At 34.1% G+C, this 14,479-nt stretch carries 9 protein-coding genes; 6 read left to right on the top strand and 3 right to left on the bottom strand.

Going from position 1 to position 14,479, the window contains the following annotated elements:
• Positions 1-213: 213 nt before the first annotated feature.
• Both gyrB and IPO86_15610 read right to left on the bottom strand, forming a co-directional pair.
• Positions 214-2,181: a DNA topoisomerase (ATP-hydrolyzing) subunit B gene (gene gyrB, locus IPO86_15615; GenBank protein ID MBK9729534.1), complete on the bottom strand. Its 1,968-nt coding sequence runs from the start codon at positions 2,179-2,181 to the stop codon at positions 214-216.
• A gap of 304 nt (positions 2,182-2,485) precedes the next feature.
• Entirely contained in the window at positions 2,486-2,977 is a 492-nt protein-coding gene (locus IPO86_15610) for a TlpA family protein disulfide reductase (protein ID MBK9729533.1), read from the bottom strand.
• Positions 2,978-3,057: 80 nt separating this feature from the next.
• Here IPO86_15610 and IPO86_15605 point away from each other — a divergent pair, with 80 nt between their 5' ends.
• The 6 genes from IPO86_15605 to IPO86_15580 all read left to right on the top strand — a co-directional run bounded on the left by IPO86_15605 (position 3,058) and on the right by IPO86_15580 (position 11,053).
• A complete protein-coding gene (locus IPO86_15605) occupies positions 3,058-4,695 on the top strand; it encodes a hypothetical protein (GenBank protein ID MBK9729532.1) in 1,638 nt (545 codons plus the stop codon).
• An 11-nt stretch (positions 4,696-4,706) separates the two neighbouring features.
• Positions 4,707-5,546 carry an Omp28-related outer membrane protein gene (locus tag IPO86_15600; GenBank protein ID MBK9729531.1) on the top strand — a complete coding sequence of 280 codons (840 nt, stop codon included), beginning with the start codon at positions 4,707-4,709 and terminating at the stop codon, positions 5,544-5,546.
• A 451-nt stretch (positions 5,547-5,997) separates the two neighbouring features.
• Entirely contained in the window at positions 5,998-6,381 is a 384-nt protein-coding gene (locus IPO86_15595; GenBank protein ID MBK9729530.1) for a GxxExxY protein, read from the top strand.
• A gap of 292 nt (positions 6,382-6,673) precedes the next feature.
• Positions 6,674-9,115, top strand: coding sequence for a phenylalanine--tRNA ligase subunit beta (locus IPO86_15590; GenBank protein MBK9729529.1), 2,442 nt, complete (start codon positions 6,674-6,676; stop codon positions 9,113-9,115).
• A gap of 86 nt (positions 9,116-9,201) precedes the next feature.
• The gene (locus IPO86_15585; GenBank protein ID MBK9729528.1) at positions 9,202-10,074 is read left to right on the top strand and encodes a cation transporter; all 873 of its coding nucleotides are present in this window, start codon (positions 9,202-9,204) and stop codon (positions 10,072-10,074) included.
• 346 nt (positions 10,075-10,420) lie between these two features.
• Positions 10,421-11,053: a response regulator transcription factor gene (locus IPO86_15580; GenBank protein MBK9729527.1), complete on the top strand. Its 633-nt coding sequence runs from the start codon at positions 10,421-10,423 to the stop codon at positions 11,051-11,053.
• Positions 11,054-11,074: 21 nt separating this feature from the next.
• Here IPO86_15580 and IPO86_15575 read toward each other — a convergent pair whose 3' ends face one another.
• The gene (locus IPO86_15575) at positions 11,075-14,188 is read right to left on the bottom strand and encodes a hypothetical protein (protein MBK9729526.1); all 3,114 of its coding nucleotides are present in this window, start codon (positions 14,186-14,188) and stop codon (positions 11,075-11,077) included.
• Positions 14,189-14,479 lie beyond the last annotated feature (291 nt).

Genomic DNA, 14,479 nt, shown 5'->3' with positions numbered 1-14,479 from the left:
AAGGTTTTGAATATTATCTATTTTGCGAATTGATATTATTATTTATGAATAGATACTTCATTTAAAATCGCCTGAATATTATTTTAAGTATAATTTCACCACCATTGTTTTTTAATTTTTCCAAAGTGGTCGATCTATGAATCCGTTACATTCTTTTTAGGAATACCTTTCCCTTGTTTGAAGGAACAAAAAAACACAGTCAAATGGTACTTATTAAATGTCAATGTTGGCATAAACTGCATGATCTTCAATGAATTTTCTACGAGGAGGAACATCATCGCCCATAAGAATTTCAAAGAGATCATTGTAGACAAACCCTTCTTCGGTAACTCTGGGTTGTGCAGAACCAAGATCTTCAATAAACACCTGTTTAAGAATTCGCCTTGCTGGATCCATAGTAGTTTCCCAAAGTTGTTCGGCATTCATTTCTCCAAGACCTTTATAGCGTTGTAAATGCACACTATCTTCTTTCCCTTTTCCTAATTCGGCAGTAAAAAGTGCGCGTTCTTCTTCAGTCCAGGCGTATTTTGATTCTTTTCCTTTTTTAACTAAATATAAAGGTGGTCTGGCAATATATAAATGACCTTTGTCAATAATCTCTTTCATATAACGAATGAAAAAAGTAAGTATTAAAGTCGTGATATGACTTCCATCAACGTCGGCGTCGCACATGATAATAATCTTGTGATAGCGTAACTTATCCGTATTTAATCTTCGATTTCCATCTTCATCTTCAAAAATATGCACACCCATTGCTGTAAACATATTCTTGATTTCTTCATTTTCATAAATTTTATATTCTAAGGCTTTTTCAACATTGAGAATTTTTCCACGTAATGGAAGGATTGCTTGAAATTGACGATTACGACCTTGTTTTGCGGTTCCACCTGCAGAATCTCCCTCGACTAAAAATAATTCAGATTCTTCTGCTGAGCGAGAAGAGCAATCTGCAAGTTTACCAGGTAAGCCACTTCCTGTTAATATATTTTTGCGTTGGACCATTTCACGGGCTTTCCGTGCAGCATGACGAGCCGTTGCAGCAAGAATTACTTTATCTACAATCTTTCGAGCTTCCCGAGGATTTTGTTCTAAAAAAGCTAATAAGGCATCCCCTACAATTCTTGATACCACACCTACTACTTCAGAGTTACCAAGTTCTCCTTTTGTTTGTCCTTTAAACTGTGGTTCTGGGACTTTAACGGATATAACACCCGTTAAACCTTCCCTGAAATCCTCACCACTAATTTCCATTTTTAACTTTGTAAACATACCCGTTTGATCCCCGTATTGTTTAAAAACACGGGCAAGCGCTCTACGAAATCCACTGACATGCGTACCGCCATCACGGGTATAAATATTATTAACATACGCTAATACATTTTCCTGGAAACCGGAATTGTATTGCATAGCAACTTCAACTTCTATATTTTCTTCTTTTCCAGTTACATGAATCACGGAATCTGAAATCGGCGTTCTGCCTTGATCTAGGAATCTAACAAATTCTTGTAGTCCGCCTTCAGAAAAGAAGGTTTCTTCTTTGAGATGTCCTTCTCGTTCATCCTTTAAATAAATTGTTAGACCACTATTAAGATATGATAACTCCCGTAATCTTTGGGCCAGGATTTCATAATGATATTCTAAAGTTTCAAAAATTTCAGAATCTGGTTTAAAAATGATAGTTGTACCTCGGGATTGGGATTCGCCGATTTGCTTTACATCGCCCAAAGGTTTCCCGCGTTCATATTCCTGCATATAAACCTTTCCTTCTCTGCGTACTTCAGCCCTAACATAAGACGATAAGGCGTTTACACAAGAAACACCTACCCCATGTAAACCACCAGAAACTTTATAAGAGTCTTTATCGAATTTTCCACCCGCATGAAGTACCGTCATCACTACTTCTAATGCAGATTTTTGCAGTTTTTCATGCAGATCGACCGGAATACCCCGACCGTTATCTTCTACTTTAATTGAATTATCAGGTAAAATATTGACTAATATATGGGTACAATGCCCTGCCAAATGCTCGTCGATGGAGTTATCAACAACCTCCCAAACCAAATGATGTAATCCTTTTATATCAGTACTTCCGATATACATCCCAGGTCTTCTTCTTACGGCTTCTAAACCTTCCAGAGCTTGAATACTCGATGCACTGTAATCTCCGCCTTTTTCTATCATAATTTGCTTTTAAAAATGGTGGACAAAGATACTAATTCAGGTCGATAAAAACTGAGCTAATTTGTTAATAATGAAGATATTTCAAATAAATAAAATAGTTATGCTTAGGTCTATTTTAGAATTCAAATTACCTTCTGCTTTTCCTTTGAATTTAAGCAGATTTAAAGGTGGGTAAAACTGTCGAATTTGCCATTGGGATTAACAATGGAAAAGTAATCAAACAAAAAACCCTCTCTTATTCCAAATGAATTAAAGAGGGTTTTTTGTTTTTAGATTAGAAAATGACTTTTAAAGAATTGAATTTTTATTTCAAAAAAGATTTCAATTTTTTCTCCAACTCATATTCGTCTCCTGGTGTATAACCATTGTGTGTATAAAGGATCGTGCCGGTAGCATCTACAACAAATGTTTGTGGAATAGATTGAAAGTTTAAGTTGCGAAGCATATCTTTGTTTTGATCAGAAAGTATGGTGAATTGCCACGCTTTTTGAGAAGCTAATGGTTTTACTTTATTTAATGCTTGCGCATCATCAATGGTAATAGCCACCACTTCAATTCCGAGTTTCTTCCATTCTGGATAAAGATGGTGAATTGCATCTAATTCTTTTTTGCAAGGAGAGCACCAGGTAGCCCAAAAACTAATAACAGTTAATTTATTTTTGGCGAAACTAGCATTCAAATTGACCGATTTGCCATCCAAGGATTTTAAATTAGCAGTCGGAAATTTCTTATCTCCCATTGTAAAAGATAAAAGAAAAAGACTCGCTAAAAGGACTGTAAATTGAAAAATTTTCATTTGTAGGTTTTAATTTAATTAACAACGTAAAATTCTTTAAAATAATCCGTTACTTTATACCATCATAAATCTTTTAACGAATGATTAACCAGAAACTTAAGATTGTATTATTACATGCTATCTTATTGATATTCACTAATTTAAAAGCTCAGGAAACCTTATTATTGGGTGGTGGATTTCAAACAAATGCCAATTTATTTATTCGCGACAGTCAAATAGGTGCATTTAACATCCCGCAATATGACCACCAATTATTTGGTTCTGAATCCTGGTTGGATCTAAACGCTTCCTATCAGGGTTTTTCAGGTGGAATCAGATTTGATGCATTTAATAATTCCAATTTATTAAATCCGGTAAGTTCATATACCGAATATGGTATCGGAAAATGGTATATCCAAAAGGAAACCGATCATTTTGAAGTCCAGGCAGGTTATATCTATGACCAAATTGGCAGTGGGATTATCTATCGCGCGTATGAAGAGCGTGCACAGCTCATTGATAATGCGCTTATTGGGGTTTCCGGAAGATATAAATTTAATAATAATTGGGCCATTAGAGGATTTACAGGAAAACAAAGGAATTTGTTTGAATCTTATAATTCCATTCTAAAAGGAATCGCTTTAAATGGTTTTTATAAGCCAACGGATTCAAGTAGTTGGAGTATAGCACCCGGTTTCGGTTTTGTAAATCGCACACTCGGTGAAGAACTTGTGACACAAATTACCTCAATCGTCGGATCTTATGAAAAAGAAGACCAGTTTGAACCATATTATAATAGCAATGCTTTTACGGTATTTAATAATCTTAGTTGGAAAGATATAAGCTGGTATGTTGAAGCTGCCTTTAAACCAAAGGATATATATTACGATCCGAATGCAATCCGACAATTACCGCTAGGACAATCGACCTTAGGAAAGTTGGTTTCAAAAAAAGGAAGCGTCCTCTATACAAGTTTAAGCTATACAAAAAATCAATTTGGCTTAACTTTAGAAGCAAAACGTACAGAAGGATTTAGTTTTAGATCTGAACCTTTGCTTACCTTGAACAAAGGATTGGTAAATTTTATACCACCGATGGCAAAAATTAATACCTATAGACTTACCGCAATATATTATCCGGCTACACAGTTTTTAGATGAAATGGCTTTTCAAGCAGATCTTAAATATGGTCTTGGTGAAAATTGGTTTTTTTCAGTAAATTATTCTAACATTCGAGATAAAGATTTTAAAACTAAATTTTACAATGAAATTTATTTGGAAGTAATTTATAAAAATGAAGATAAATGGCAACTTACAGGAGGAATTCAAAGACAGGTATTTAATCAGGAATTGTATTATAGTCATATTGACGAACCAGATGTAGAAACCTTTACACCGTTTGCAGAATTTCTATATAAATTTAATCGTAAAACGTCCCTTCGCATAGAAACTCAATATATGGATAATAAGGAAGATATTGGAAGCTGGATTTATGGCTTGGCAGAATTGGGTTTTGCACCCCATTGGTTAATTGAAGTATCAGATATGTATAATACCAAACCTACAAAAGGGAAAACAGCTTTGAATTATCCATCAGCTGGCCTTGTTTTTTCAAAGGGATCTAATCGATTTGCCTTGCGTTATACGAAACAAATTGAAGGCATTATTTGCTCTGGAGGTATTTGCAGATTAGAACCTGCATTCAGTGGAATTCGCGCAAGCATAACAAGCACCTTTTAATTCAAAAAATTATGAAATCAATATATCAAATTAAATTTGCAATTCTTGTTTTTTTTCTTTCCGGATTTTTTTCTTGTGCGGATTGGGAACAAACAATAAATCTTCCAAATAATAACCCAACAACTTCAAAACGAGTAGTCGTCATTGAAGAATTTACCGGTGCATCCTGTGTTAATTGTCCACCAGGAATTATTCAATCAAAATTAATTCAAGATTTGTATCCCAACAATGTAATTGTGATCGCAGTACATTCAAAATTTTTAGCACAACCAGCTACCAAAGGACAAGCCGATTTAAGAACTCCAGATGCCCAATTAATTGAAGATTTTTTAGGTAGTTGGTTTGCAAAACCGGAAGCTGCTTTTAATCGATTTTATGATGTTTCAGGACAAACTTATCGCTTTGGAACTCCGGATACCTGGAGAACATTTGTTGAAACTGAATTAAAGAAAGATCCACAAGTAGAATTGAAAATTGCAAGTGAATTTAATGATGCAACGCGAGAATTAAAAGTAAAATTAAGTGTAAAAGGTTTGTTAGCAATCTCAAAATCTATTCATTTGCATTGTGGAATTACAGAATCTGAAATCATTGCAGACCAATTGGATAACTCCGGAAAGTTGGTAGATTTTGAACATAATCATGCACTTCGAAAAATGATCACTTCTATAGCTGGCGATAAAATTGCAAGTAGTATTTCTGTAGGCGAACTATTTGAAAAGGAATATAGTTTTGTGCTACCTCAAGATTCCATCTTATGGAATCCAATCCATTGTGATGTATTTGCTTATGTTTCTTTAGATGAAAATGAAAAGTATATTCTTCAAGCTGCGGAAACCAAAGTGAAATAATTCAAAAATCGCAAAGACGCGAAGGGAGGAACGCGGAGAGCGCAAAGAGGATAGAGTAGGTTGGAAGATCGCAAAGAGGATAGAGTTGGGGGAAGATCGCAAAGTGGATATGATTGGGGGAAGATCGCAAAGTGGATATGGTTGGTGGAAGAGCGCAAAGTGGATAGAGTAGGTTGGAAGTTCGCAAAGAGGATAGAGTTGGGGGAAGAGCGCAAAGTGGAAATAGTTATGGGAAGATCGCGAAGAGGAAAGAGATTTGGGAAGATCGCGAAGAGGAAATGGTTTGGGGAAGTTCAATTCGAATTCTAATAAACCTTTTTAGTTTTCAAATTAAAGGGTTTCAATAAATAAGTACCTTGATTCAATAAAAAGTGTTTTCAATTCTGGTTGGAAGGCTATATTCTATTTTATCTTTGAATTTCATTATTTGTTATCTGGAAATTCAAATTTTATGAATGAAAATGAAATATCCAAAATTGCTGTTGATTGTGCTTATAAAGTCCATAAAACTTTGGGTCCTGGGTTGTTGGAAAGTGTGTATGAAGAGTGTTTAAATTATGAGTTTTCATTATCCGGTTTAAAAATAAACAGGCAGATGCCCCTGCCAGTTATTTACAATTCTATTAAAATGAATATTGCATATCGAGTTGATTTTTTAATTAATGACAAAGTTATTATTGAAATAAAGGCAATCGAAGGCTGGCATGATATTCATGCTGCACAAGTGCTAACGTATCTAAAACTTTCAAAATGTAAATTAGGATTGTTAATTAATTTTAATGTTACTTTAATAAAATATGGGATTAAAAGAATAGTATTTAAATTAGACAATTAACTAATTTTGAAGTGTGTTTAATTTGTTGCTTTATCGTGTTGGACGGTTTGTAAAACTTTGAATCACATGGAAAACTCAATTTAATAATCCCAAAGACACGGAGAAATATCGCAAAATTCGCAAAATTAAATGGCCGATGGCAGTTGTCATATCGAAACCTAAAAATGCTCGTTGGATTGGATGCTAATTTATTCTCAGCGTATAATCAATGTAGCTAATCTTGGACTTTTATTAAGATGATTGATTTTAGATTCACTTAATAATCCTTAACTTCGCGCTTTAATATAAATTTATGAGAATTTCATTAAACTGGCTAAGGAACTATATTGACATATCTGAAACTCCAGAAGAAATTTCAAATATTCTTACTTCTTTAGGTCTTGAAGTGGAAAGCCTGGAAATTGAAGAAGAAATTAAAGGAGGGTTAAAGGGAGTTATCGTAGCCGAAGTTGTTGAATGTTGGAAACATCCCGGAGCAGATCGCTTGCATCTTACAAAAGTAAATACTGGTGCCGGGGAATTGCTTCAAGTAGTTTGCGGTGCGCCGAATGTTGCTGCAGGTCAAAAAGTTTTTTTAGCAACGGAAGGAACAACTTTATATCCTTTTTCAGGTGAATCGTTTACAATAAAAAAAGGAAAAATACGTGGAGAAGCTTCTGATGGAATGTTGTGTGCTGAAGATGAATTAGGGATCAGTGCAAATCATGATGGACTTTTAATTCTGAATCCTGATGCAGTACCTGGAACTCAAGCCAGTGAATATTTGAATTTAAGCTCAGATATTATTTTTGAAATAGGATTGACTCCAAATCGAGCAGATGCAACAAGTCATTTAGGAGTCGCAAAGGATTTACTTGCATGGTACAGAGTTCACAAGGATCCAAACAAAAAATTAATCGAACTGGACGTGGCAGATTTAATTAATTCTACTTCGAAAATGAAAATAGAAGTGGAAGTAGAAGATACTAATTTATGCCCAAGATATAGTGGAATTTGTATTTCTGGAATTAAAGTTCAGGAATCTCCTGTATGGTTGAAAAAAGCTATCCGAAGTATGGGGTTAAATCCTATTAATAACGTAGTCGATGTAACTAATTTTATTATGTATGAAATGGGCCAACCATTGCATGCATTTGATTATGACCACATAAAAGGGCATTTAATAAAAGTTAAAACATTAGAATCCGGTAAAACTTTTAAAACCTTAGATGGAGTAGATCGCAAATTGATGGGTTCAGATTTAATGATTTGCGATGGATCTGATCAACCACTTTGTCTAGCTGGTGTTTTTGGCGGAATTGGATCTGGTGTGAGTGATGCTACTACAAAAATATTTATTGAATCTGCACATTTTAATGCTTCCGCTGTTCGAAAAAGTAGCATGTCGCATGTATTGAGAACACAATCTGCTAAATGTTTCGAAAAGGGGAGTGATCCAAATATTACTATTTTTGCATTGAAACGTACAGTGTATTTATTAAAGCAAATTGGGGATGCTAATATAGATTTTCCTTTAATTGATTTATATCCAAATCCCATTAATCCATCTGAAATTAATTTAAATATTGAAAACGCCATACAACTATCGGGACTAAGTATTAACACAGAAGAAATAAAGCAAGTGCTGTTTGCATTAGATATGGAGTTGCAAGATTTGCAAAATGGGAATCTTATGGTGTCTGTTCCTACAAATAAACCGGATGTAAAACGTGCAGCCGATTTAGTTGAAGAAATTAGCAGAGTTTATGGATTTGATAAAATTCCAATACCTGGAAAAATTCAAATTTCATTTCAACAACATATTGCATCGAATTATTTATTGCGAAAGCAAATTGCAGCATGGTTAACTTCAAATTCATTGCATGAAATCATGAGTTTGTCATTCGTAAAATCTGATATTTGTTTGCAATCGGATGCCTGGAAAGCGAAAGATTTAGTTTATATTCACAATACCTCCAATGTACATCTTGATGCCATGAAGCCTTCTATTTGTATTGGTGGCTTGGAAGCAATTCAATTTAATTCGAACAGACAACAATCTGATTTAGGAATTTATGAAATGGGGAGAGAATATATTGTAAGCAATGGACAAATTCTGGAGAAGGAAAAATTAGGAATTTGGTTGACAGGATTTCAAACCCAAACACATTGGTCCAATCCAAAACCTGCGACCCAGGATTTTTTTAAATTAAAGTCAATTGTTGATGGTATTGTAAGCGTATTAAACATAAATCAATTTTCCTTAACTGAAATTAAGTCGGATGTTATTTTTGAATTTGGTGTTCAATATTTATTAAATAATAATATAGTTATAAAGGCCGGTAAACTTTCGAAGAAATTAAGCTCATTATTTGATTTGAAAAAAGAGGTTTGGTTTGCTGAATTTGATTTGGAATTAATTTTTAGTGCTATTCCAACGGAGCGAATGCCATTCAAAGAATTTAGTAAGTTTCCCCAGGTTAAAAGAGACCTCGCATTAGTAATAGATAAAAAAGTGGAATTTCAAGTTCTCAAAGAAATTGCAGTTCGGCAAACTGGTGACCTTCTAAAAGAGCTTCAATTGTTTGATGTTTACGAAAATGCGGACCAAATTGGTGCAAATAAGAAATCATATGCACTTAGCTTTACTTTTGAAAGTCTGGATCGCCAAATGAGCAGCGAGGAGATGGAGCAACTGATGAATGGATTAATTAAAGTCTATGAAAAGGAAGTTGGCGCATTCATAAGAAAATAAGAGGATTGTTTTATTCCTCTCTTGTATTCTAAATTGCACTATTTATTTACTATGATACAACATTATTTATTTCATATAAACTGTTGATGAAATCAAATACTGAAATAGCAATTCAAGTAAGTTGGATTAGTATACTTTCCAATTTATGTTTAGCCGCTTTAAAGTGGGTAGTTGGTTATTTTGGTAATTCATATGCTTTGATTGCAGATGCAATTGAATCTACAGGAGATATTTTTTCTTCGGTACTTGTTTTATTTGGAATCAAGTATGCACATCGACCACCGGATAAAAATCATCCATATGGTCATGGTAGATTGGAACCACTAATAACATTTATCGTAGTAGCATTTTTAGTAACTTCAGCAGTATGGATTGCCCTTACAAGTATTAAGAATATTCAAACACCACATGAAATCCCTAAAAGTTTTACTTTAATATTTCTGGCAGTTGTTATTTTAGGAAAGGAATTATTATTTCGAATTATTACCAAGCGGACTATAAATATTAAAAGTAGTTCTTTAAAGGCAGATGCCTGGCATCATCGCAGTGACGCAATCACTTCTCTTGCGGCATTTATTGGTATTAGCATTGCAATTATTTTAGGAAAGGGATATGAATCTGCAGATGATTGGGCGGCATTATTTGCCTCATTTATAATATTATACAATAGTTATTTAATTTTCAGACCGGCATTGAGTGAGATTATGGATGAGCACCTATATGACGACCTGATCCTTGAAATTCGTAATAGTTCGAAGGCTATACCTGGAATTCTCGGTACTGAGAAGTGTTTAGTCCGGAAACATGGTAGTAATTTTTTAATCGATTTACATATTATTGTAGACGGTCAATTAACAGTCCATGAAGGGCATCGTATAGCACATGAATTAAAAGCCCACCTTCAGCAAGAAATTCCACATATTAAGGATGTATTGATCCATGTAGAGCCAGATGTCTGAGTTGAATTACAATAATCTGAATGAAAATCAGATACGGTGAAGGATACTTACAAAGTTTATAATTAATTTTGGGATACAATGGAGCACTTTGGAAACACTCAGAGCTCAATGCTGGAATTGATTATTAACGCGCAAGCCGAGTTACAAAAGCTAAATTTGCTTAATTGATATGGACTCATCAGCGATTTAATGAAACTATGGCGAGCTTCGCGATGATGCGTTTTAATTCAAATTCCCAAATTTGTCGTCTAAATCAGGAATCACATAAATACAACTAAAGTCCTATAAATTTTAGAATATTATTGCAATATCTTTAAGTTTAAATAGCAAAGGTTCGTAGTTTGGAATGATTCGAGTAAGTATAATAGAGAATGATAAGTTTCTTTGCGAAACTTTACGTGTAGTGCTTAATGCAAAAAATGTTATTGAAGTGGTATCCATCTATTTGAATGGGGAGGACGCACTTAAGGAGCTACCCAAACTCAAGCCAGATATAGTATTAGTTGATATTGATCTGGGCTTAAAAAAGATGAATGGCATCGAATGCATCACACGTTTAAAACCGGAATTGCCGGATACTCAATTTTTGATATTGACCATTTTTGATGAGCATCAAAAAGTATTTGATGCCTTGTCAGCCGGTGCTCTTGGTTATGTATTAAAATCAGACAAGCCAGAAAAAATAATCAATGCGATTCAAGATCTGCATGAAGGTGGCGCACCCATGAGTCCATCTATTGCCAGGAAAATAGCTTTAACATTTAGCCATGAGAACCATATAAATCCTTTAAATGCTTCTTTGCTTACCTCCAGAGAAAAAGAAGTTATTGAACTAATATCAAAAGGAAAGCTAGAAAAAGAGGTAGCAAACGAATTATTTATTAGTTATAAGACAGTCAAAACACATATTACGAATATTTATACAAAGCTGCAGGTGAATACCAGGGTGGAGGCTTTGAATAAGTATTTTGGAAGGTGAAGTTTTGGATTTTAAAAATATTCAAATATTAAAATTGAGTTTCAATTGTGTTCCATTGTTATCACTGTTTACTTCCATAGTTCCCTTAATATCAGCCATTCGTTGTTTTATATTATTTAGTCCATTCCCATTACCCATAACACTTGATTGATCAGAATTAAAACCAATTCCATTATCTTGTATACGGATGGATATGTTTTTGTCTGGTTCAGAATTAATATAAACACTTATCTCAGAAGCCTTACCGTGTTTTAATGCATTGTTGATTGCTTCTTTAACGCAAAGAAAAATTTGTTTGCGCTGTTCGCCTGTTAATAGAATCTCCGGAACCGGATCCTGAGAAAATACATCGATTCTGGTTTTTATTTTTTCATTGAGTTCATTGCAATATCTTCTGATAAACAATACCATTGAATTGAGACTATCATCTTTAGAATTAATCGTCCATATAATTTCACGGATGCGTTGATTGAGTTCTGCACTTGATTTTAAAATTTTTTCTACTTCTGTACTGAATTCAGGATATTTGATAGCTGAATTTTCTTTAAGGTAATTGGATAATAAATGAATTGCAGATAATCCGGAGCCTAAATCATCATGCATGTCTCTGGATATACGTGAGCGCTCTCCTTCGAGTGCCAATGTTTTTTCAATTTCGATTCTTTGTATCGCTAATAGCTTTTGTGTACGTAACCGAAACATCCAATAAACAATCATAATTGCTGCAATCAATATCAAAGTCCTGAACCACCAGGTCTGCCACCATGGTGGAAGAATTCTGAAAGAGAATTTTGCCGGATCATTATTCATAATACCTTCCGGACTTGTCGACTTTACTAAAAACGTATAAGTTCCGGGTATCAAAGTGGAGTACGAAACAGCTGACCTATTATCTGAAGGCGCCACCCAATCATTATCAGCTCCTTCTAGCTTCCATGAAAACCGGTATCCTTTAGATCTTGAAAAATCTAGTGTTCCAAACGCGAATGATAAGGCGTTTTTAAAGTAGGGTAATTCTATATCATCTTGAGACAACAGCGCTGAACAATCTTTTTCCAATACTCTGAATTCTGATATAATAGTTTTTGGTTTATTCTTCTGAAGATACAAATCTTCGATTGCTACATAAGTTAAGGGTTCAATATTTCCCAATATCAAGGTGCTATCATTTTTTAGAGTTAGCCGTTGTGCTCCACCTAAACAATCATATATTTTATATCGTCCAGTCCTAGCATCATAATTAACTACATTTGCATTATTCGAAAACCAAACCGTGTTATTTTTTCCTTGAATAACATCAAAACATCTCGGTATAATTCCTGGAACAGTTCTCGATGCATGATGAAAACGTTCTCCATCAAACCATCCGGCACCTCCTTCAATCGAAGCAAACCAAACTCTATCTGATTTATCGACCATAATTGTCCGCAATTGGGGAATCGCAAGATAAGTTGGATCTTCAGGATCATACATCCACTTACTCCATTCTTTTTTGTCAATATTATATCTACCTAGACCATTTACTAACCTCATCCACAAGTTATTCTTTGAATCCCGACGAATCATGTTAGGCAAAGTATTGAATTCTCCTCCATAAATCAAGGTGTCGCAACTGATAAATTCAATGGTTCCTTTTTCAATATAATACTTATATAGACCTGTCTTTGACTCTGAAATCCAAAATATAGGATTTCCATTCTCACATTGATAATGATTGCAAGAGCTTTGTCCAAATATCTTTAAAGATTCTTCATTTGGAATAATAGGATATTTTTCAATTCCAACAGGATTGGTTTTTAAAATAAAAAAACCTTGTTCACATGCAAACCAATGTTCTCCATTATCCACCTGAAAAAAGAATCCACCTTCCGGTAATCCATTCACTTTAATAAAATATGAAGAATCCATTGGTTTGATAAAAAATCCGGTATTTGTTCTCAAATACTCATTACCGAAATCATCCACTGTAATATTTTGAATGTATTTTTTATTCTTTGTGGTATCATTTGGTCCTAATGGAAAAATAAGATAATTTTTCTTTATACTATAGTTGAATTTACTTACCCCTGCATTTCGCATACTAATCCAAACATTGCCTTCATCATCTCCTGTCAGGTAGCTGAACATTTTTCCACCTAGAGGAAATCCACCTTTATCTTGTGAAGTAAGTAATGAGATTTGCATTTTCTGAGCATCAAGAAATAACAAGCCATGATCCGCAGAGGTAAACCAATAATTGCCACGAAGATCCTGGTAGTAAAATTCTTGCTCTTTTTCAGGATGACCCGGATACATAGTATTTTGAAGTTCATAGAAATATGCTTTGCGAGCGTTAAGATCAAATTTTGTAAACGGTTTATTGTTAGCCAGGCACCAAAAAAAACCATCTCTTGACCAGAAAAACGCAGTACGTTTTAAAATGTCTTCACTTTCATTCCAAAGACACATAAGCTCAGACTTGAGGTCATTTTCAAAATGTTCGATTTTATTATTCTCAGTTTCAATACTACAAAAACCAAGATTTGTAGAAACCACCCACATCTTTTTGTTGATCACATCAGGATAAACTGTAGATATTGCCAACTTGCCAGTTTTGTTTTCATCATCAATTTGGTAAAAATCAATATGCCTTTTATTTGGATTGATTTTTAGAAATCCTTGTTTGCTATTCCATGGTAACCAGATGTTTCCTTTATCATCCATTTCAAACTTTGCTCCGGTAAGTCCAGTCAATATTGGTGTATTTGGATTATTTGGTGAGCGAAGAAATCGTGTAATACAGGAATCTATTGGCAGCTTAGGATCCATCATCGACAAACACGAATGATTGTTAATCCAATAGTTGCCTAACTTATCCATAATAATATTTCCATGCAAAGCCTCAGGCATTGCATGGGTATTGAAGCGATCATAAGGATAATGTTTGAGATTTGTGCCGTCCCACCGGTCGAGGCCGCCTAATGTGCAAAACCAAATATATCCTTTAGGATCTTTATAAACTGATATCACAGTGCCAGTACGAAATCCAAAATTGTCATACGTATAATTTGTAAATCCGATTTGCGTGTGCTGACTATATAATGTTGTAATAGCAACCTTTAAATATAGAATAAAGAAAGCCAGGCAATATTTCAATTTAAAAAATTTATTGTCAGCTATATTTTCTGTTCTAAGCCTAAGAAAACAATTGTGATTAAAAATCATCGCCTAAATATAATAACATAAATTGATTATTTAATTGCAAAATAGTGAATTCAACTATTGAGGGAATATTGGCCTGTTGAATATGCAAGTATTAGCCAATTCAATTAGAATAAATATTGACTCCAAATGGAGTCATAATAATATACGACTAAAGTCGTATTGATGGAAGCATTATATATCCAGACCTTTGAAATGCGAAAGATTGTTATGAGTATTATTAGA

Source organism: Saprospiraceae bacterium, assembly GCA_016717265.1.
Lineage (GTDB): Bacteria > Bacteroidota > Bacteroidia > Chitinophagales > Saprospiraceae > Vicinibacter.
The sequence above is the reverse complement of the archived record's forward strand: the minus strand, read 5'-3'. Positions and strand labels throughout refer to the sequence as shown.